General features: G+C 54.0%; 20 protein-coding genes. 6 read left to right on the forward strand and 14 right to left on the reverse strand.

Features of this window, described 5'->3' with window-relative positions; all coding sequences use genetic code 11:
- Window positions 1-144 precede the first annotated feature (144 nt).
- Window positions 145-585, forward strand: coding sequence for a DUF4174 domain-containing protein (locus tag DSM117340_RS09575; RefSeq protein WP_089889872.1), 441 nt, complete (start codon window positions 145-147; stop codon window positions 583-585).
- Between the two features lie 4 nt (window positions 586-589).
- On the opposite strand, the gene DSM117340_RS09580 is transcribed toward DSM117340_RS09575, so the two are convergent.
- The 7 genes from DSM117340_RS09580 to DSM117340_RS09610 form a co-directional block, all read right to left on the reverse strand.
- Entirely contained in the window at window positions 590-1090 is a 501-nt protein-coding gene (locus DSM117340_RS09580; RefSeq protein ID WP_089889869.1) for a hypothetical protein, read from the reverse strand.
- A gap of 96 nt (window positions 1091-1186) precedes the next feature.
- Window positions 1187-3232, reverse strand: coding sequence for an acetyl/propionyl/methylcrotonyl-CoA carboxylase subunit alpha (locus DSM117340_RS09585; RefSeq protein WP_089889865.1), 2046 nt, complete (start codon window positions 3230-3232; stop codon window positions 1187-1189).
- A gap of 137 nt (window positions 3233-3369) precedes the next feature.
- Window positions 3370-3576: a hypothetical protein gene (locus DSM117340_RS09590; RefSeq protein WP_089889863.1), complete on the reverse strand. Its 207-nt coding sequence runs from the start codon at window positions 3574-3576 to the stop codon at window positions 3370-3372.
- A gap of 325 nt (window positions 3577-3901) precedes the next feature.
- Complete coding sequence (locus tag DSM117340_RS09595) at window positions 3902-4273, reverse strand: hypothetical protein (protein WP_089889860.1); 372 nt, start codon at window positions 4271-4273, stop codon at window positions 3902-3904.
- Between the two features lie 81 nt (window positions 4274-4354).
- Window positions 4355-4504: a hypothetical protein gene (locus DSM117340_RS09600; RefSeq protein ID WP_177170652.1), complete on the reverse strand. Its 150-nt coding sequence runs from the start codon at window positions 4502-4504 to the stop codon at window positions 4355-4357.
- Window positions 4505-4718: 214 nt separating this feature from the next.
- Window positions 4719-5132, reverse strand: coding sequence for a DUF6497 family protein (locus tag DSM117340_RS09605; protein WP_089889857.1), 414 nt, complete (start codon window positions 5130-5132; stop codon window positions 4719-4721).
- 10 nt (window positions 5133-5142) lie between these two features.
- Entirely contained in the window at window positions 5143-6675 is a 1533-nt protein-coding gene (locus DSM117340_RS09610) for an acyl-CoA carboxylase subunit beta (RefSeq protein ID WP_089889855.1), read from the reverse strand.
- A gap of 188 nt (window positions 6676-6863) precedes the next feature.
- Between DSM117340_RS09610 and DSM117340_RS09615 the strand changes: the two genes are divergently transcribed.
- Window positions 6864-8078: a multidrug effflux MFS transporter gene (locus tag DSM117340_RS09615; RefSeq protein ID WP_089889852.1), complete on the forward strand. Its 1215-nt coding sequence runs from the start codon at window positions 6864-6866 to the stop codon at window positions 8076-8078.
- A 154-nt stretch (window positions 8079-8232) separates the two neighbouring features.
- Complete coding sequence (locus DSM117340_RS09620) at window positions 8233-9624, forward strand: helix-turn-helix transcriptional regulator (protein ID WP_089889850.1); 1392 nt, start codon at window positions 8233-8235, stop codon at window positions 9622-9624.
- Between the two features lie 70 nt (window positions 9625-9694).
- Here the strand turns inward: DSM117340_RS09620 and DSM117340_RS09625 are convergent, their stop codons facing one another.
- From DSM117340_RS09625 to betI, 5 genes are all read right to left on the reverse strand, one after another.
- Window positions 9695-9931, reverse strand: coding sequence for a DUF465 domain-containing protein (locus DSM117340_RS09625; protein WP_089889848.1), 237 nt, complete (start codon window positions 9929-9931; stop codon window positions 9695-9697).
- A gap of 121 nt (window positions 9932-10052) precedes the next feature.
- A complete protein-coding gene (locus DSM117340_RS09630) occupies window positions 10053-10718 on the reverse strand; it encodes a thermonuclease family protein (RefSeq protein WP_271437223.1) in 666 nt (221 codons plus the stop codon).
- A 62-nt stretch (window positions 10719-10780) separates the two neighbouring features.
- Complete coding sequence (betA, locus tag DSM117340_RS09635; RefSeq protein WP_089889842.1) at window positions 10781-12439, reverse strand: choline dehydrogenase; 1659 nt, start codon at window positions 12437-12439, stop codon at window positions 10781-10783.
- A gap of 2 nt (window positions 12440-12441) precedes the next feature.
- On the reverse strand, window positions 12442-13950 hold the full coding sequence (gene betC, locus DSM117340_RS09640) for a choline-sulfatase (protein ID WP_089889839.1): 1509 nt from the start codon (window positions 13948-13950) through the stop codon (window positions 12442-12444).
- Entirely contained in the window at window positions 13947-14519 is a 573-nt protein-coding gene (gene betI / locus DSM117340_RS09645; RefSeq protein ID WP_177170674.1) for a transcriptional regulator BetI, read from the reverse strand. The genes betC and betI overlap by 4 nt, the downstream gene beginning before the upstream one ends.
- A gap of 105 nt (window positions 14520-14624) precedes the next feature.
- On the opposite strand from betI, the gene choX reads away from it, so the two are divergent.
- From choX to choV, 3 genes are all read left to right on the forward strand, one after another.
- Window positions 14625-15554: a choline ABC transporter substrate-binding protein gene (gene choX, locus DSM117340_RS09650; protein WP_089889832.1), complete on the forward strand. Its 930-nt coding sequence runs from the start codon at window positions 14625-14627 to the stop codon at window positions 15552-15554.
- Window positions 15555-15667: 113 nt separating this feature from the next.
- Window positions 15668-16525, forward strand: a complete 858-nt coding sequence (choW, locus tag DSM117340_RS09655) for a choline ABC transporter permease subunit (RefSeq protein ID WP_089889828.1) — start codon at window positions 15668-15670, stop codon at window positions 16523-16525.
- Window positions 16522-17553, forward strand: coding sequence for a choline ABC transporter ATP-binding protein (gene choV, locus DSM117340_RS09660; protein WP_089889823.1), 1032 nt, complete (start codon window positions 16522-16524; stop codon window positions 17551-17553). Before choW ends, choV begins: the two co-directional genes overlap by 4 nt.
- 92 nt (window positions 17554-17645) lie before the next feature.
- On the opposite strand, the gene DSM117340_RS09665 is transcribed toward choV, so the two are convergent.
- Together DSM117340_RS09665 and DSM117340_RS09670 are read right to left on the reverse strand one after the other, a co-directional pair.
- Window positions 17646-18551: a DMT family transporter gene (locus DSM117340_RS09665; protein ID WP_089889819.1), complete on the reverse strand. Its 906-nt coding sequence runs from the start codon at window positions 18549-18551 to the stop codon at window positions 17646-17648.
- A 49-nt stretch (window positions 18552-18600) separates the two neighbouring features.
- Entirely contained in the window at window positions 18601-19194 is a 594-nt protein-coding gene (locus DSM117340_RS09670) for a LysE/ArgO family amino acid transporter (protein ID WP_089889815.1), read from the reverse strand.
- Window positions 19195-19245: the final 51 nt, after the last annotated feature.

The following is a 19245-nucleotide window of genomic DNA, read 5'->3' on the forward strand; positions in this document are numbered from 1 at the left end:
ACGCTCTGCAGGACATTTCGTTGGCGCTGAATGTGCCACAGCGGACCTAAGTAAGCCTTTAACCTCGTGAAAATATTCACTCTATCGACATTTTGGGTCGTAAAGCTTTCGAGAGGTCTTATATCACTGTTATAGGGAGGCGCTATGATACGGGTCTTAAGCTTTGTAATTGCAGTATTTTCAGCGGGTATTTTGCAGGCCGAGTCAGCCAGCAATACGCTTCCAAAAGCTATTCTCGCTCCACCCGAAGAGGCGGAGTTAGCTTCATTTTTATGGAAAAATAGACTTATTGTTGTCTTTGCAGACTCAAACGCCGATCCGCGTTTTGTCGAGCAAGTCGAGCTATTGGCAGAGCGCTCAAGCGAGCTTGCTGAGCGCGACGTGATAATCGTACTGGATACAAACCCTGCCGCCAAATCGGCACTGCGCGAGAAGTTTCGCCCGCGCGGATTTATGTTGATGTTGATTGGCAAAGACGGCCAGGTGTATCTGCGCAAACCTTTGCCTTGGAACGTGCGCGAGATCTCCCGATCAATAGACAAGCTTCCACAGCGCCAGCAAGAAGTGCGTGATCGGCGCGAATAAGCGGCTAAACGTTGCCGCGCAGGAAAAATGCGAGCTTCTCTGGAGGATACACGATCAGCAATGCGTTGTCCTCTGGCATATATACCATCTGAGACGCTGACGAGAGCAACACGCGGTGATACCCGCGCGAAATGCGTTGATCCATGCAATCCCTTGCAGGCCCGATCCCAGCCGAAATAAGACCCAATCCATTCGGCAGATCGCGGCTCATAATTGCTTCGGTTATCTCGTTGGGGGTCAATCCCTCGAGCGCAAACTGCACGTGCTTTTGCGCCCGAATACGTTCCAACGCCCTGTCGATCGTCTCTGCGAGCGGATAGGGCTTTCGAAACTCGCCCAGAGCCAACGTAAACACAGCCGCTGTGCAGCTCGACTTGGAGGTGAAATGCATCGTCTCCAGAATATAAAGCCGTGCGGAGAGCTTTTGTTTTAAGCTCTCCTCCGTGTCCAGTTCGCAGCCCCCTAAAAGAACGGCTGCACCCAGACAGGCTATGATCTTGCGCACACCTTAGCCCCTCTAAACAAGAAAAATCCTTGTTTAGACTAGCGACAAATCCTTGCGGAAGTCTTGACGCATATAAAGGGCTTTGGCGCATAGAGCTTATTCAAACTCCATGATCACTTCGTCCACGGCAAGGCTATCACCAGGCGCAGCATTGATTTTGGACACGGTTCCTTTGCGTTCAGCGCGCAGGATGTTTTCCATTTTCATGGCCTCGACCGTACAAAGCGCTTGGCCCTCCTGAACTTCTTCACCTTCTTCCACGTTGATTTTCACAATCAAACCAGGCATCGGGCAAAGCAGCATTTTGGATGTGTCAGGCGCAACCTTCTCTGGCATCAGCTTGGCAAGCTCAGCTTGGCGCGGCGTGCGGACATGCACCTTCACCTCAGCGCCACGGCTGCGAATACGGAAACCACCAGAGATTTTGCCGACCTTCAGCACAAGGCCTTCGCCATTCACATCCAGACGGGCCAATTGATCACCTGGTGTCCATTTTGATGCAACACGTAGCACTGTCCCATCATCAAAATGTACGTCAGAGCCTTCACGGTCTGCTGCGATCGTCACAGGGTAATCTTGTCCCTGCAAGCTGACAACCCACTCCGCACCAACGCGGCGTTCGTGATTGTCCATACGCCCGGATACTCGCGTTCTGCGGATTTCGGCGACACGGTGCATTGCGGCAGCGCTCGCCGCAATCTTGCGCAAAGCCGCCTCATCCAGCGTGACCCCCTCAAAGCCATCAGGATACTGCTCTTCAATAAAGGCCGTCGTCATTTCGCCTTTGATAAAGATGTCATGATCCATAACAGCCGACAGGAACGGCAGGTTGTGGCCGATGCCCTCAAGCTCAAATCCGTCGAGCGCATCACGCATATGAGCAATCGCCGCTTCACGCGTTGGCGCCCATGTACAGAGCTTTGCGATCATTGGATCGTAATACATCGAGATTTCGCCGCCCTCGTAAACGCCCGTATCGTTGCGCACCGCAAAATCCCCTTCCGGCGCATCACCTTGCCATTTGCCGTTGATTAGAAGTGGACCAGCAGCAGTCTCTTCGGGCGGACGGTAGCGTGTGAGGCGACCAATAGAAGGCAGGAAGCCGCGATATGGATCTTCCGCATACAGGCGATTTTCGATAGCCCAGCCTGTGAGTTTCACATCGTCCTGCGCCATGGCGAGCTTCTCGCCATAAGCCACGCGGATCATCTGCTCCACAAGGTCAACGCCAGTGATAAGCTCAGTCACAGGATGTTCAACCTGAAGGCGGGTGTTCATTTCTAGGAAATAAAAGTTCTTATCCCCGTCCACGATAAATTCAACGGTACCCGCGCTGGCATAATCCACGGCCTTGGCCAAAGCCACAGCTTGCTCGCCCATCGCTTTGCGCGTCGCTTCATCGAGGAATGGGCTTGGCGCTTCTTCAACAACTTTCTGCTGGCGGCGCTGGATCGAACACTCACGCTCACCTAGATAGATGCCATTACCATGGCTGTCGCAAAGCACTTGAATTTCGATGTGACGAGGCTGGGTCACGAACTTCTCGATAAAGATACGATCGTCGCCAAAGGAATTGGCCGCTTCGTTCTTGGAGCTCTGGAAGCCTTCACGCGCGCCCGCATCATCCCAAGCAATCCGCATACCCTTGCCGCCACCGCCTGCACTGGCCTTGATCATTACAGGATAGCCGATCTCATTTGAAATCTTGACTGCCTCTTCAGCATCGGCAATCAGGCCCATATGGCCTGGAACAGTTGAGACCTTGGCCTCTTGAGCGATTTTTTTGGAGGTAATCTTATCCCCCATCTTCTCAATCGCCCCAACAGGTGGCCCGATAAAGGCTACTCCTGCCGCTTCCAAAGCCTCGGCAAATTTTGAGTTCTCAGAAAGGAAGCCGTAGCCAGGGTGAACCGCTTCAGCGCCCGTTTCCTTGATCGCGCGCATGACATTTTCAATCACAATATAGGATTGGTTCGCCGGGGGAGGACCAATATGAACGGCCTCGTCAGCCATCTGCACATGCAGTGCCTGCTTATCAGCGTCCGAATAAATAGCGACCGTCTTGATCCCCATTTTCTTGGCTGTTTTGATCACGCGGCAAGCAATTTCGCCACGATTTGCAATCAGGATCTTTTTAAACATGGTCTGTCCCCTCTTCGTTCAGTCTTTGGAGCCGCGCAGTACGCCCTCCAGAATGCATAAAAAAAGCCACATCCGAGAATCTCTCGAACATGGCTTTCAGATTTTGTCTGGCCCCATGCGGGGCCGCCGTTACGCCGTTAGCAGCGCGACGGGAATTTTTGGCAGTAGGCCACATTGCCCACGGCTCCGATGAGTGCGCCTGCGCCCAAGTCGCCTTTGGTGACTGCAGCAGCTCCAACGCCTGCTCCTGCTCCCATGAGCGCTTGTTCTGTAAGTGTGTCTCCGCAGCCTGAGAGGAGCGCAGTGGTACATAGGGCCGCAGCCCATTTTGTGAGTGTTCGCATGTCTCTTTGCCTCGTATTGGTTTAATTCGAGCTGTCTTCGCAGCTCCTACAAACCAAGCGTTAGGCAAAAGGGGCCGCCTTGCCAAGCTACAGGGGCGCGAATTTGCGCTACCTGTGGCATGAAAAAAGCAGGGCGTGCAGCCTTGGGGGCGGCCGCAACGCCCTGCAGGGGAAGGGTAACGGACAGAACTGACGCTCTGTGCCCGAACGTGGGCAACCATCACACCGACAGCCTGACACGGGGCCGAATGCAGCAAAAGGGGGGCAAGAGAATTGGCCCTCAAATGGGCCGTTCCCTGCTCAAAAGTGGAGTGCATAGGCAAGTTCATGCCTGACCCTCCTCCACATAGGTTCCATCGAAAATATCAGGGAAGGAAGCTTCGGCAACACGCACATTTATGCGCAGCATTGCGTCGTAGCTGGCAGGATCAAACGGATCTTCAGCTGCGATAACTTCGCGTCCAAATAGCCACGACAGGCGTCCTGCATCTAAGTTTCCGCGCTCAAATGGCTCATCGCCAAACTGCGCCCAAAGAGCAGCCATAAAGCCAACATCTGCGCGCTTGTCCGCTGGACGGCGGTCACGATAGCGCTCACGAACCGTAATCGGTGTCACCCCCTTGGGGTTCGCCCGTCTAATTACAAACTGAAAATCGGTGCCGGAAAGCCGGCCCGGGAAGCCGCGGTGCTTCAGCAAGGCGTGCCCTCCTTTATAAAAGTGGATCCGCCGTGAAGCATGTGAGGCAGAGCAGGCCCCGCGGCCCGCTCTGCAACGGTTTTATTTGTATTTGCCGGTGTATGTCGGTTCAACAGAGATCGGTGCTGTGTCAACAACAACATATTCATCATCGGGGGCCTTGTTGCCGCCGCAGGCCGAAACTGTGACCACAAGGCCAAGTGCGCAAAGGGCTTTAATCGTCTTAGACATTCTTTACTCCTGTCATTTTGCTCTAACTCGGGCGGGGTATTTTCCCCGACCAGCCTCTCATGTGAGATACGTGCCTCAACAGAAGCACGTTGGCGCAATATAACCGAATTCCGAATGTCCCGATATGCTGACGACAGGATCATACTGTTCTGTGACGGGAAAGCCGCAAAACAAGCCGAACCTGAGCTACGCCGCGCAACATGTTGTGTTTGCATCAAAACTGCTCCCATATGCAGGCTCCACTTTTGAGCGTAAACTGCTCAAAAAACTGGATGGCATCAGGATCTGAAAGTCCAAACTCAATAGCGCGATCCGAAAAAGATATAATCACGCGGTCTATCGGCTCGGGCTGGTCAGACAGCTTCGGCAAAGCATATTGCTCGCAGAGAACCAAAAAGTCATCAGCAAGCGCCTCATAATCCAAGCTCGCGTTATCGCTCAATTCAGGGGCAACAAAACGAAACCTTGCGTAGGTAAAAATTCCATCAGGTTTAACTTCGACAAATTCCTCCAATAGCTGCGGCACTAGCCCAGAGGGCAAGTTTGGCAGCTCTGCCGCAAGTGTCGGCTGGGCCCAAAGACCCAGCCCCGCAAAGGCGAGCACAGAAAAGGAGAGAGTGTCGCGCATATCGCGGCCCTTACAGCGGAATGTTGTCGTGTTTTTTCCAAGGCGTCGTAATCTTTTTTGTCCGCAAGCTTGCAAATGCACGGCTCACACGCTTGCGCGTGCTGTGCGGCATGATCACTTCATCGATAAAGCCACGCTCAGCCGCTACAAACGGATTTGCAAAACGAGCCTCATAATCTGCCGCATGCTGTGCGATCTTTTCCGCATCACCCGCGTCAGCGCGGTGGATAATTTCCGTCGCGCCTTTTGCGCCCATAACAGCGATTTCAGAGGTTGGCCACGCGTAGTTCAGATCACCCTGAAGGTGCTTAGAACTCATCACAACATACGCGCCACCATAGGCTTTTCTGGTAATAACGGTCACTTTTGGAACGGTTGCTTCACCATAAGCAAAGAGGAGCTTCGCGCCGTGCTTGATCACGCCGCGATACTCCTGCCCTGTTCCTGGCAGAAAGCCCGGAACGTCAACAAGTGTAAGCAGTGGAATTTCAAATGCGTCACAAAAGCGGACAAACCGTGCAGCTTTGCGCGAACTGTCAATATCAAGACAGCCAGCCAGCACCAAAGGCTGGTTGGCCACGACGCCAACAGTCTGCCCCTCAAGACGGATAAAGCCCGTGATTACGTTTTTGGCAAACTCTTCCTGAATTTCGTAAAAATCGCCCTCATCTGCGAGCTTAAGGATCAGCTCCTTCATATCATAGGGCGTATTGGGGTTTTCTGGCACAAGCGTATCGAGACTCATATCCTTGCGATCCACACTGTCAAAGAAGGGACGCACTGGCGGCTTCTCACGGTTGGAAAGGGGCAGGAAGTCAATCAAGCGGCGCACCTCAGCAATCGCTTCGACATCATTCTCAAAAGCGCCGTCCGCAACCGAAGATTTCTTGGTATGTGTCGAAGCACCCCCAAGCTCTTCAGCTGTTACCTGCTCGTTGGTTACCGTTTTCACAACATCAGGCCCAGTGACAAACATATAAGAGCTGTCTTTGACCATGAAGATAAAATCGGTCATCGCAGGCGAGTAAACAGCGCCACCAGCGCAAGGCCCCATAACCAAGCTGATCTGAGGCACAACGCCTGAGGCCATAATATTGCGTTTAAAGACTTCCCCGTAGCCCGCAAGACTGTCGACACCCTCTTGAATACGTGCCCCGCCAGAATCGTTGATCCCGATCACAGGCGCGCCATTCTGAACGGCCATATCCATAATTTTGCAAATCTTCTCAGCATGGGTCGCAGAAACCGAGCCACCCAAAACCGTGAAGTCCTGAGAGAAAACATACACCATACGGCCATTCACCGTACCCCAGCCCGTGATGACACCATCACCTGCAGGCTTCTGCTTCTCCATGCCAAAATCAGTGCAACGATGCGTCTTAAACATATCGAATTCTTCAAAGCTGCCTTCATCTAGCAAGAGCTCGACCCGCTCCCGCGCTGTCAGCTTGCCCTTACTATGTTGAGCCGCATTGCGCTTCTCGCCGCCACCTTGGTGCGCGAGCGCGCGACTCTCTTCGAGCTTTTGCAGAATATCTTTCATCGGATGCCCCCCTTTGGTTTGGGCCTGTATACGGCCTCTTACGCGGCTCACAAAGGCTAAAGCAGCAAATTTGCAAAACTTTGTCAGAATATTTTTGGCTAATTGCAAAGCAGCAAACTACCGAAGCTGACGCACCGTCCTTTGGAGACAAACTGGACAAGGAACGCTGAGACGCCTACGCGTTAGCGATGCACGAGTCTTCCAAGAGTCGCTTTTTTGATCGGGCGACACCACCACATATTTTCACACTGGTCAGCTTAGCGGGCCTGTCCGCTCTGGCGATGAATATTTTCCTGCCGTCTCTCGGTGGGATGACCGAGTATTTTGAGACCGAGTACGCTTTTATGCAGCTCTCGGTGGCTCTGTATTTGGCAATCAACGGGTTCCTGCAGCTCTTCATCGGGCCGATCTCGGACAAATACGGACGGCGCAGCGTAATTTTATGGGGTCTCGGGCTTTTCAATGTCGCAACCTTAGGCTGCCTCTTAGCCCCCACGGCTGAAGTCTTTATGGTGTTTCGGATGTTCCAAGCTGTCATTGCAGTAGCGATGGTCCTCGCCCGTGCCGTTGTCCGTGACATTTACCCACAAGACCAAGCGGCTTCGATGATTGGCTATGTCGCAATGGGTATGTCGCTCGTGCCGATGATTGCACCTGCAATTGGCGGCTTGTTAGAGGTCTGGTATGGTTGGCATGCAAGCTTTGTGATGCTCCTCGGCTTTGGTGTCCTCCTATATGTCATCACGTGGTTTGATCTCGCCGAAACCGCAGCACCAAGCAACAATACACTCCGTCAACAGTTCGCAGAATATCCCGAACTTCTAAAATCACCGCGCTTTTGGGGCTACTGTATGGCATCTGCCTTTTCTTCTGGGGCATTCTTTGCCTATCTCGGCGGAGCCCCCTTTGTCGGAGAGCAAGTCTATGGCCTCACGCCTGATCAACTGGGCCTTTACTTTGCTGCACCCGGCCTTGGCTACTTCATCGGAAACTTCATTACAGCGCGTTTCTCCGCCCGCGTTGGCGTCAACCCAATGATCTTTTGGGGCAACGTCATTTGCGCTGGATCCCTCTTGCCTGCGCTGCTGCTCAGCCTTGCGGGTGCAGGCTCAGCAGCCGCCTTTTTTGGCTGTGTGGTCTTCCTCGGCATCGGCAACGGCATGGTCATACCCAATGCCCAAGCTGGCATGCTCTCCGTGCGGCCGCATCTTGCTGGCACCGCCTCAGGCCTCGGCAGTGCGATCATGATTGGCGGTGGTGCGGCCCTTTCCGCGATAGCAGGTGCGCTCTTGCAACCTGGCTCGACGGACCTGCCCCTAATCACACTAATGACCCTGAGCTGCGTCGCCGCACTCGGCGTGATCCTACTCGTCATGCGCCGTGAGCGCCGCTTGCGGCTTTAGTCCCATTTTGTTTGTTCAAAGTGTCCCGAATGCCTGCAGCTTACCCAATGCACTCAGATTTTTTGCACAGTAAAAAATCGAACCCATCTTGCCACATTTACTTTGCAAAGGCACAATCACAAAATAGCTAACCTGCAAAGCAAGTGAGAGGCCCATGCCACAACAAAAACTCTACGCAGGTGCCAAGCTGCGCGAAACGCGCACCCGACTTGGCCTCACTCAAAAAGACTTCGCCCAAAAGCTAGGCGTCTCACTGCCCTATCTCAATCAGATGGAGAACAACAAACGCCCCGTTTCCACAACGGTCGTGCTTGGTCTTGCTCAGGAATTCGGCTTTGATGTGACGGAGCTCACCTCGGCAGACAGTGAGCGACTGGTGTCGGACATGCGCGAAGCTATGGCTGACCCAATTTTCGCTGACGACCCGCCCCCCTTGGCTGATTTACGCCTCACAGCCTCCAATGCTCCCGGTCTCGCACGCGCCTTTCTTGCGCTGCATAACGCCTACCGGCAGACGCACGAACGCCTCGCCTCGCTGGACGAAGCCTTGGGTCGCGAAGACGCACGCCCCCAAGCCAGCCCTTGGGATGAAGTACGCGATTTCTTTCACTATTGTGACAACTACATCGACGCGGTTGATCGCGCCGCAGAGCATTTCGCGGCACAAAGTCAAGATATACGCCAAACGGCGGTGCGCGCATTGCGTGACGAAGGCATTACGGTCCACGAACTGGATCGTACTGAGTTGCGCAACTTTGATCGCGAGACCCGTACTCTCACGCTCTCAACCCGTGCAAGTCTGGGCACACGCAACTTTCAACTGCTCCTTCAGCTTGCCCTGCTTAAGCAAGGCAAGTTGATTGATGCCACCCTCGATCTCGCCCGTTTTCACTCAGCTGAGGCTCGCACAATCGCTAAAATAGGCCTCGCCAACTATTTTGCAGGCGCAGCCTTAATGCCCTACACCGCTTTTCTCGCCGCCGCGCGCGAAACAAGGCATGACCTCGAGATGCTCGCACGCCGCTTCGGGGCATCCATCGAACAAGTCGCGCATCGTCTTTCTACACTCCAGCGTCCTGGTGCGAAGGGCGTGCCCTTCTTCTTCGTACGCGTGGATCAGGCTGGCACAATAACCAAGCGACACTCCGCGACGCGTCTGCAGTTTGCTCGCTTCGGTGGCGCTTGTCCGCTTTGGAACGTGCACAGTGCTTTTGAAACTCCAGGTCGTTTCTTACGCCAACTCGCAGAGACACCAGATGGCGTGCGTTATATCTCAATCGCACGGGACGTAAGCAAAGCGGGCGGCCAATTTGGCGCACCGACACGGCGCTTTGCTATAGCGCTTGGCTGTGAGGTCACCCACGCGGGTGATATCGTCTATGCGGATGGCCTCGATGTAAGTGAGCGCCAGAGCTTTGAACCCATCGGAATTTCGTGTCGTATTTGTGAGCGCACAAACTGCCACCAGCGCTCCGTACCTCCGCTGGAACGCCGCCTGACAATCAATCCAGATAACCGAGGCGTCTTGCCATATGAAGTGGGCTGACCCCTCAAACACAAAAAAACAAGGGCGGCAGACCAAGTCTACCCCCCCTATTGTCTTTTCTCTTCGCCGCTTAGGTCGACAGCATCTTGTAGATTTTATCTTTCAATGATGCACGTGTCTTGCGCAATGCTTCCTCATTGAACTGATCAGTTGGTTCAACATTTGTCTCGGCACGATGCACCGCGCGATTCACTTCGTGATACTCTTCCGCAAGTTTGGCAAAATGCGCATTTACAGATTTCATCTCGGTCATCTTGGCCGCAAATTCAGGGAATTCTTCGTGCAGTTCATGGGGTGTATTCGACATTTCGGTCTCCTGTTCCTGTGTCAGAAGACAGGCTAAAACGCGCGCGAGAGAGGCACTTTGATCGTGATCAATAAAGATGAAGCGGATGATCTTTTTTAAGGATCAAATGTGAACAAAAGCCCTAGCGCCGCGCTCGCCGCCAACCCGCGGCTTTGGCCTCTGCCTCAGAACAAAACCATCGTTCGCCCTTAAGCGTGCTAATGCGTGTGCGCTCATACTGTTCTTGCCCTCGCAGATGATAAATCCGCACCCCTTTGGAGGAAATGTTGCCTTTGATCTGGCAGCCAATGTCTGGGGCTTTCTGCGCAGCCTGCGCGCTCGCCGCCCTGAAGTCCGCGGGGTTCTGCACACGGGTCGCATGCAGCCCGCGGTCGTTTACAGCAGCGCGTTTTTCATCAAGGTCATAATCCATCGAGTATTTGCGGTAAGAAAAGGCCAAACCTCGCTGCACGAGCCAGCGTCCGAGATCAACACCCGCAACCTCACAGCGCGCCACACTGCGCCCGTATCTATCCTGTTCCACTTCGACACAGAACGCTTCTTGACCATCAAAAGCATTACGCAAAACGTCACTGACCCAAGCGCCACAGGCCCAATGGAGGCCCTCAGAAGTCTGACAAGTCTGCTTCACTTCAGGCGCATCCACACCAAAAAGACGTATCACTTGCCCCGACACTCGGATCGTATCACCATCAACCACATGGATACGCCCGGTAATATCTGCGTCGCTCTGGCTGGCCAGAGAAAACAAGAGCAAGCACAAGGCCAGAGAGCGCGAGTTAACCATTCTTAACATCTGATTAAAATGCGCCGAGGCGCGCGGTAGTTCAATCCAAAACAGACTGACTACTAGCGCTGCTGCGTTTTCCAGTCAGGGTTGACCCACGGCGCTTCATTTGCTGCCGCTAAGGGCGCGCGTCCGAGAATATGATCGCTCGCTTTTTCTCCTGTCATGACCGACGGGCCATTCAAGTTGCCATTTGTAATTCTTGGAAAAATTGAGCTGTCTGCCACTCGCAATCCTTCAACACCAATCACTCGGCAGTGAGGATCAACTACAGCCATCGCATCATCCATGCGGCCCATCTTGCAGGTCCCACAAGGATGATAGGCGCTTTCCGCGTGCTCACGGATCACATCGTTTAGCTCATCATCGCTCTGGGCGCCCGCCCCCGGCTGGATTTCGTGCTTTACGTAAGGCGCAAAAGCTTCCTGCGCGAAAATCTCACGTGTTAGGCGGATACAACGCCTGAAATCCTCCCAGTCTTTCTCTTGGCTCATATAATTAAACAAGATGCGGGGCGCTTCAGACGGGTCAGCACTTTTGAGCGTCACAGCCCCCCGCGAAGTAGAGCGCATCGGTCCTGTATGGGCCTGAAATCCATGCCCTTCCGCAGCCGTCTTGCCATCATAGCGCACAGCAATGGGCAGGAAATGGTACTGGATGTCGGGGTACTCAACACCCGCCTGCGAGCGGATAAACGCACAGCTTTCAAAATTATTTGAGGCGCCAAGCCCCGTTTTTGTGAAGAGCCACTGTGCACCGATCAATGCCTTGGAGAACAGGTTCCAATGCTTGTAGAGCGTAATCGGCAACTTAGACGCATATTGGATATACATTTCTAAGTGGTCCTGTAAATTTTGACCCACGCCCTGACGGTCAGCAACAACATCTATTCCGTGCTCAGCTAAATGCGCCGCAGGCCCTATACCTGAGAGCATCAAGAGCTTTGGCGAGTTAAACGCGCTCGCTGCGATGATCACTTCCGCGCGCGCGCCAATCACTTCGCTCTTTCCGCCGCGCTTCAGTTGAACCCCAGTGGCGCGCCCGTCTTTAATCACGATCTTTTCGGCTAGACCTCTTACTATCGTGCAATTCTCGCGCTTCAAAGCAGGCTTGAGATATGCGTTCGCCGCCGACCAACGCCGTCCCTTGTGCACCGTTTGCTCAAACGCGCCAAAGCCCTCCTGTTGCTCGCCGTTATAGTCTGGGGTCACAGGGTACCCGGCCTGCCGGCCCGCCTCGACAAACGCATGAAACAATGGGTTTTTTCGAGGCCCGCGACTCACGTGCATTGGTCCATCGGTGCCGCGCCAAGCGGGATCGCCGCCATGCCCCCCATCGTCCCAGCTCTCCATTCGTTTGTAATAAGGCAGGATGTCCGCATACCCCCAGCCCTCTGCCCCACTGTCGCGCCAGTGGTCAAAGTCGCGCGCATGACCGCGCACATAGACCATCCCGTTGATTGAGCTTGACCCGCCAATCACCTTGCCACGCGGTGCAACCAAACGCCGTCCGCCAAGATGTGGCTCTGGCTCTGTCATATAGCCCCAGTCATAGCGCGTCATGTTCATCGGATAGCTCAATGCCGCTGGCATCTGGATGAGCGGCCCCGCGTCCGTTCCGCCGTGTTCAATTACAATAACAGAACGTCCTGCTTCTGATAAACGGTAGGCCATAGCGCAGCCTGCCGAGCCCGCGCCCACAATCACATAATCTGCTTGCATGGTTATTCGCCCCTTGGGAACCGTTGATTTTCTTCAAGGACGTTCAAATCCATATGGTTGCGCATATAGCGCTCACTTGCCTTCTGAAGCGGCTGATAATCCCACGGAAAATATCCGCCTTCGCGTAGCGCCTCATAAACAACCCAGCGACGGGCCTGACTTTGGCGTACATCAGCGTCAAACTCTTCCAAGTCCCACCGCTCTGCTGCCATCATTCTAAAGCGTTCGAGCACCTCAGCATGCTCGACAGTTTCCACGAGATTGTTGTGCTCATGAGGATCCGCCTCCATGTCAAAAAGCTGCTCTGGATCGAGCGCGCAGTTGGTGTACTTCCAGCGCCCATGCCGAAGGCAAACCAGCGGCGAATAGCTCGCCTCCGCAGCATATTCCATCGCGACGGGGCTCTTACGCGTGCCGCCCTGACCAAGGGTGACTAGGCTTTCGCCTGTCGTCCACGGCATGACTTCGACCATACTCACACCAGCAAGGTCGCAAAGCGTCGGGCATACATCAATGTTGCTCACTGGCGTCTCAACCAGCCCAGCCTCCATCTGCGGCGCTGCAATCATCATCGGCACACGTGCAGAGCCTTCAAGGAAACTCATCTTAAACCACAATCCACGCTCGCCGAGCATATCGCCATGATCAGAGACAAACAGGATCGTCGCCTCTTGTCGCGTGCTCTCAAGTGCCTCCAGAACTTCGCCTACCTTGTCATCAAGGTAGGAAATATTGGCAAAATAAGCGCGCCGCGAGCGGCGGATATCTTCTTCTGTGATGTCAAAAGATCGCCAGTCATTGGCATCAAAAATGCGCTTGCTATGGGCATCGTGCTCTTCATAGTCCATCGCCGGAACTTCAGGCAGAAGATGCTCGCAATCCTCATACAAATCCCAATATTTTTTTCTTGCCACATAGGGATCATGCGGGTGGGTAAAGCTCACTGTCATACACCATGGCCGCTTATCGAGGCCGCGCCCATAGTCATATATCTTGCGCGTGGCATGATAGGCCACCTCATCGTCATATTCGAGCTGATTGGTAATCTCTGCCACACCAGCACCCGTGACGCTGCCCATGTTATGATACCACCAGTCAATCCGCTCACCTGGCTTGCGATAGTCAGGTGTCCAGCCAAAATCGGGTGGGTAAATATCAGTGGTCATGCGCTCTTCAAAGCCATGCAGCTGGTCTGGTCCAACAAAATGCATCTTACCTGAAAGGCACGTCTGATATCCCGCACGGCGTAAATGGTGGGCATATGTCGGAATGCTGGAGGCAAATTCAGCTGCGTTGTCATATACACCCGTCGCACTAGGGAGCTGACCAGACATAAACGCCGCGCGCCCGGGAGCACAAAGCGGGCTGGCAGTATACGCGTTTTTAAAACGGGTCGAGCGAGTGGCCAGTTTCTTAAGGTTGGGCGCATGCAACCAGTCCGCCGGACCATCAGGAAAAAATGTGCCATTGAGTTGATCAACCATGATGATCAGAATGTTCGGCTTGCTCATTTTTGTTCCCTTTGGTCTAGCTCAAGCTGGACATATCCCATGATCTGTTCTAGCGCTCGCGCGCCGTTTGGCGCTGCTTCACCGAGAGATTGCCTCAAATACACGCCATCAATCAAAGCCGCGACACGACTGGCGACCATCTCAGCGCGCGTCTTGACCAGTGGACGCAATCCATGAGCCAAATTGGAACGCAGGCGACGGTGATAGACATTTAGCAGCCGCTTGGCCTCAGGCGACACTTGTGCCAAAACATAGAAGTTCATCCACGCCGCAACGGTTTCAACGCGAAAATTGCGGCTTGAAAACGACGCACGTATTATTGCCTCGACCCGCTCCGCAGGCGTATCCGCCATTGCAAGCGCTCCGCGCACCTCGGCAGCATAAACACCCATAGTGTACCGCATTGCAGCGACAAATATCTGCTCCTTGCCCCCAAAATAATGATGTGCCAAAGCGCTCGACATCCCCGCTCGCCTTGCAATCTGGCTCACGGTCACATCAAGCGTGCCGTGCTGGCCGATTTCGGCGATAGTGGCTTTTACCAGAGCCTGTCTTCGAATAGGCTCCATCCCAAGTTTCGGCACAATTACACTCCAAAAGGTTTGCTATGCCGAGATTGTTTTGTTTTTATTGACGCGTCAATCAATAAAAACGTCACCCACAGGAGTTTGAGTATGAACCTGAAATATTCCCTATCTGCGCTTGCGCTTTTCGCCGCCACATCCGCCATGGCGGAAGGCCAATGTGACAAAGTCACTTTCTCCGATGTCGGCTGGACAGACATCACCGCGACAACAGCGGCCACGACCACAGTGCTCGAAGCTCTGGGTTATGAAACAGATACCAAAATCCTCTCAGTGCCAGTGACCTACACGGCTATGGCACAGGGCGACATCGACGTCTTCCTCGGCAACTGGATGCCCACAATGGAAGCTGATATCGCACCTTACCGTGAGGCCGGCACCGTCGACACCGTGCGCGAGAATCTCGAAGGCGCGAAGTACACACTCGCCGTCAACAAAGCCGCAATGGACATGGGCATCAAAGACTTTGCCGACATTGCGCAACACGCCGAGCACTTGGACGGCAAAATCTACGGTATCGAACCAGGCAATGATGGCAACCGCCTGATCCAGACTATGATTGATAGCGATGCTTTTAGCCTCTCAGGCTTTGAAGTTGCAGAAAGCTCAGAGCAAGGCATGCTGTCACAAGTAGAGCGCGCGACCAAAAAAGGCGAGCCAATCGTCTTCCTCGGCTGGGAACCTCACCCCATGAACGCCAACTTTGAGATGGGCTACCTCACCGGCGGCGATGACTTCTTCGGGCCTGACCTAGGAGGCGCAACTATCTATACCAACACCCGCGCAGGCTATGTCACGGAATGCGCCAATGTGGGAGCGCTTTTAAGCAACCTCAAGTTCACCTTGGCCATGGAGAACGAAATCATGGGCGCTATCCTCAATGACGGCACCGACCCGAAAGAAGCTGCAGCCTCATGGCTCAAAGCCAACCCTGACTTGGCGATGGCTTGGATTAACGGCGTCACTACAAAAGACGGCGGCGATGCCGCAGCAGCGCTGAAATCGGCTCTCGGTCTTTAAGCTCGGTGTGGCGGGGTCGCCCCCGCCACACTTAACACCAAATCAAACCAATCCTCCGCCTATTCTTCAGCGCATAGCCCCCTCTGGGGCGAGCACCAACAGAAAGCGACTTCATGCAATCATCGTGGCTCACAGCCCTTGTCAAAGAAGACGGCAAGCTTGAAGTCGGCAAACTCATCGCAGCCGGGTTTGACTGGTTGATTGATAATTTCGGAGCCGTCTTTGACCTCCTCGAAACGCTCTTAAGCACAATAATTGACGCGCTGCTCACCCTGCTACAATTTCCGCATCCCTACGTTATGGTCGCCCTCTTCGCGACGCTGACATGGGTGCTGCAGCGCTCAAAGGGGCGCACCATTTTGGTCGCCCTCTGCTTTGGCTTTGTGATCAATCAGGGCTACTGGGAAGAAACAACAGAAAGCCTCGCACTAATCTTTTTTGCTGGCCTGTTCTGCATGGGCGTTGGCGTCCCTATCGGGATATTCGCTGCACACCGCCCGCGGGTCTACAAGGCGCTTTTGCCAGTCCTCGACATGATGCAAACGATCCCAACGTTCGTCTATCTTATCCCGATGATCGTTCTCTTTGGCATCGGCATGGTCCCAGGGCTCGTAGCAACGTTTATTTTTGTCCTCCCCGCCCCCATCAGGCTCACGCACCTCGGCATATCCCGCACCCCCGTGACACTGATTGAGGCGGCACGCGCTTTCGGTGCTACCCCCCGCCAGCTTCTGTGGAAGGTCGAGCTTCCGTCTGCCCTGCCCCAGATCATGGCAGGCCTAAACCAGACCATCATGCTCTCGCTCTCAATGGTCGTAATCGCCGCCCTCGTCGGCGCGGACGGCCTCGGCGTGCCTGTGGTGCGCGCACTAAATACCGTCAACGCAGGCCTTGGCTTTGAAAGTGGTCTTGTCATCGTTGCCGTCGCCATCGCACTGGATCGAATGCTTCGCGTGGAGACGCCCACATGACCCAAAATATCGCCGTCAGCTTTCAAAACGTTTCGATCGTCTTTGGGCAAGCGCCTGCAAAAGCCCTCCCGCTGATGGATGCAGGTCAGAACCGTGCAGAAATACAAGAGAATACAGGGCAAATTCTTGGCGTGCACAATTGCTCTCTCGATGTGAAGCAAGGCGAAATCTTGGTGCTTATGGGACTATCTGGCTCAGGCAAATCAACGCTTCTGCGCTCTGTAAACGGCCTCAACCCAGTTGTGCGCGGCGAGGTGCAAGTCTGCACATCCAAGGGCATGCAATCCGTCACGCAAGCCTGCTCACAAGACCTGCGCGAGCTGCGACTCACTCAAATCTCTATGGTTTTTCAGAGTTTTGGCCTTCTTCCTTGGCGCAGCGTTGCCGAGAATGTTGGCCTCGGCCTTGAGCTTGGCGGCATGAGCCATCAAAGCCGTGCAGACATCGTAGCAAAGCAACTGGCGCTTGTGGGCCTTTCAGACTGGGCCAATCACAAAGTCTCCGAGCTTTCGGGCGGTATGCAACAGCGCGTCGGACTTGCTCGCGCCTTTGCCACAGATGCGCCAATCCTTTTGATGGATGAGCCCTTTTCAGCTCTCGATCCGCTCATTCGCACCCGCCTCCAAGATGAACTTCTTGAGCTGCAAGCCCGCCTTGGTCGAACGATCATCTTTGTGAGCCACGACCTTGATGAAGCCTTCAAAATCGGTGGGCGTATTGCGATCATGGAGGGCGGCAGGATCGTCCAATGTGGCACACCCCAAGAAATATATACGAAGCCTGCCAATGCCTATGTTGCGGATTTTGTCGCGCATATGAACCCACTTGGCGTGCTCACAGCTCGTGATGTCATAGCGCCACTCAGCGCTGACGCGACTGGAGAAATAGACGCCAGTAAAAAGCTAGTAGACCTCATGCCGCATTTCCAAGAGAGCGAGGCTCCTATCAAAGTCGTGCACAATGGAGAGGCCATCGGCGAGATCACAAAGACAGCACTGCTCAAGCGCCTCATCGCGCCAAAAGCATAGCCCGCCCGGTTTTTTTATTACTATAATATCGGGGTGGTGTTGGGCAGCCTCGAACTCCTCACCAAGCGAACCAGAGCGCGCGCCCCGTCAAATCAAAACTTGGTCGCCGGCACCGCAGGTGTTCTGATCTTACGCTTCAAGACCGCTTCACGCATCGTGATAAAAGCAATCGAGCTAATAATCACCAAGCCACCAATCACAACCCAAGGGTCAACCCCTTCACCAAAAACAACAGCCCCGAGCAAAACGGCCCAAACCAACTGTAAAAAGCTCACAGGCTGGGTGACAGTCACAGGCGCCGCGGCAAAAGCCATCGACATCGTATAGTGTCCACCAGTTGCCAAAGCTGCGACAGCAAACAACACCACGAGCTCGCTCGCGGTTGGCGTCACCCAATTTGCAAGCGCAAGCGGTGCAAGCCCGATGGTCACTGTGATAGACAACATCGTCACCACTATCGCAGGGTTGGTTTCATCAGACATAAGCTTTGCCACAAGATAGGAGGTTGCAAAGAAAACCGCTGCGAACAGCATTGCAAGATGCCCCATTCCCACTTCTCGAAAGCCAGGCCGCAAAATGATCAGCGCGCCCACGAGCGCCGCCACCACAGCCAAGATCCTACGCAGCGCCAGCTTTTCCCCCAAGAAAAGCGCCGCGCCGAGCGTGACATAGATCGGCGTCAGATAGTTCATCGCAGTCACATCTGCGATCGGGATCCGCGCCATCGCATAAAACCAAAGGGAAACACCTCCCGTATGGGCGATCCCGCGAAGCCAAAAGAGCTTGTGCTGGCGTGTCGTGAGCTGGCTCTGGCGCATCGCATTGATCATCGGCAACAGAAACACCAATCCCATCGAATAGCGCAAAAAAGCCGATTCTGCCGCAGGAATGCGCGTGCCATTGTATTTCACGAGAGCTGTCACAGCGACGAATAGCAGCCCTGTAACAAACATCCAGAAAACACCTTTCACAGGGCGATATGTCTGAAGATCATTCATCTGTTAATGAAGCCACGTTGCGCAGATCGCTTCAAGCTCAAAAGCGAAGTTAGAAGAGAAGTTTGGCCGCAATCGCCCACATGATGAGTCCGATCATCACATCCAGCACTTGCCACGCCCTTGGCAGTTCAAAGAGGGGGGCAAGGAAGCGCGCGCCATATCCAAACGAAAAGAAGAAAACAAAGCTGGCGCTCATCGCCCCTACAGAAAAACCGAGCTTATCGTCCCAACCTGCGCTGATGGAGCCAAGAAGCACAACAGTATCAAGATAAACATGTGGGTTGAGCCAAGTTAGCAAAAGGACCGTCGCCAAAACGCCCTTTAACGAGCTTTTGACGGCCCCCTCCGTTCGCAGCACGCTAGCACCCTGCCACGCCGATCGGAAATTTGACGCTCCATACCAGAAGAGAAACATAGCGCCGCCATAGCGCATCAACGGTTCAAACCATGGTACGACCTCAGCGAGCGAGCCAAACCCAGCCACACCCGCCGCAATCAACACAGCATCAGAGAGCGCACATGTAAGGCAAGTCACGAAAACATGCTCCCTTTTGATCCCCTGACGCAGGACAAAAGCATTCTGAGCTCCGATCGCGACAATAAGTGAAAATCCGAGGGCAAATCCCGCGATGGCAGCTTGCATTGAAAAATGTCTCTAATTTTCTCTTAGGGTTAGCGTAGACGATACGGTAAT

The sequence above is a fragment of the Lentibacter algarum genome (assembly GCF_040580765.1).
GTDB lineage: Bacteria > Pseudomonadota > Alphaproteobacteria > Rhodobacterales > Rhodobacteraceae > Lentibacter > Lentibacter algarum.

Excerpts from the sequence above, each read along its gene's own strand:
- DSM117340_RS09585 (WP_089889865.1), bottom strand. The coding sequence starts at position 3,232 with ATGTTTAAAAAGATCCTGATTGCAAATCGTGGCGAAATTGCTTGCCGC.
- DSM117340_RS09620 (WP_089889850.1), top strand. The coding sequence starts at position 8,233 with ATGCCACAACAAAAACTCTACGCAGGTGCCAAGCTGCGCGAAACGCGC.
- DSM117340_RS09665 (WP_089889819.1), bottom strand. The coding sequence starts at position 18,551 with ATGAATGATCTTCAGACATATCGCCCTGTGAAAGGTGTTTTCTGGATG.
- DSM117340_RS09610 (WP_089889855.1), bottom strand. The coding sequence starts at position 6,675 with ATGAAAGATATTCTGCAAAAGCTCGAAGAGAGTCGCGCGCTCGCGCAC.
- DSM117340_RS09625 (WP_089889848.1), bottom strand. The coding sequence starts at position 9,931 with ATGTCGAATACACCCCATGAACTGCACGAAGAATTCCCTGAATTTGCG.
- DSM117340_RS09590 (WP_089889863.1), bottom strand. The coding sequence starts at position 3,576 with ATGCGAACACTCACAAAATGGGCTGCGGCCCTATGTACCACTGCGCTC.
- DSM117340_RS09670 (WP_089889815.1), bottom strand. The coding sequence starts at position 19,194 with ATGCAAGCTGCCATCGCGGGATTTGCCCTCGGATTTTCACTTATTGTC.
- betA (WP_089889842.1), bottom strand. The coding sequence starts at position 12,439 with ATGCAAGCAGATTATGTGATTGTGGGCGCGGGCTCGGCAGGCTGCGCT.
- betC (WP_089889839.1), bottom strand. The coding sequence starts at position 13,950 with ATGAGCAAGCCGAACATTCTGATCATCATGGTTGATCAACTCAATGGC.
- choW (WP_089889828.1), top strand. The coding sequence starts at position 15,668 with ATGCAATCATCGTGGCTCACAGCCCTTGTCAAAGAAGACGGCAAGCTT.
- DSM117340_RS09630 (WP_271437223.1), bottom strand. The coding sequence starts at position 10,718 with ATGGTTAACTCGCGCTCTCTGGCCTTGTGCTTGCTCTTGTTTTCTCTG.
- choV (WP_089889823.1), top strand. The coding sequence starts at position 16,522 with ATGACCCAAAATATCGCCGTCAGCTTTCAAAACGTTTCGATCGTCTTT.
- DSM117340_RS09600 (WP_177170652.1), bottom strand. The coding sequence starts at position 4,504 with ATGTCTAAGACGATTAAAGCCCTTTGCGCACTTGGCCTTGTGGTCACA.
- choX (WP_089889832.1), top strand. The coding sequence starts at position 14,625 with ATGAACCTGAAATATTCCCTATCTGCGCTTGCGCTTTTCGCCGCCACA.
- DSM117340_RS09615 (WP_089889852.1), top strand. The coding sequence starts at position 6,864 with ATGCACGAGTCTTCCAAGAGTCGCTTTTTTGATCGGGCGACACCACCA.
- DSM117340_RS09575 (WP_089889872.1), top strand. The coding sequence starts at position 145 with ATGATACGGGTCTTAAGCTTTGTAATTGCAGTATTTTCAGCGGGTATT.
- betI (WP_177170674.1), bottom strand. The coding sequence starts at position 14,519 with ATGGAGCCTATTCGAAGACAGGCTCTGGTAAAAGCCACTATCGCCGAA.
- DSM117340_RS09605 (WP_089889857.1), bottom strand. The coding sequence starts at position 5,132 with ATGCGCGACACTCTCTCCTTTTCTGTGCTCGCCTTTGCGGGGCTGGGT.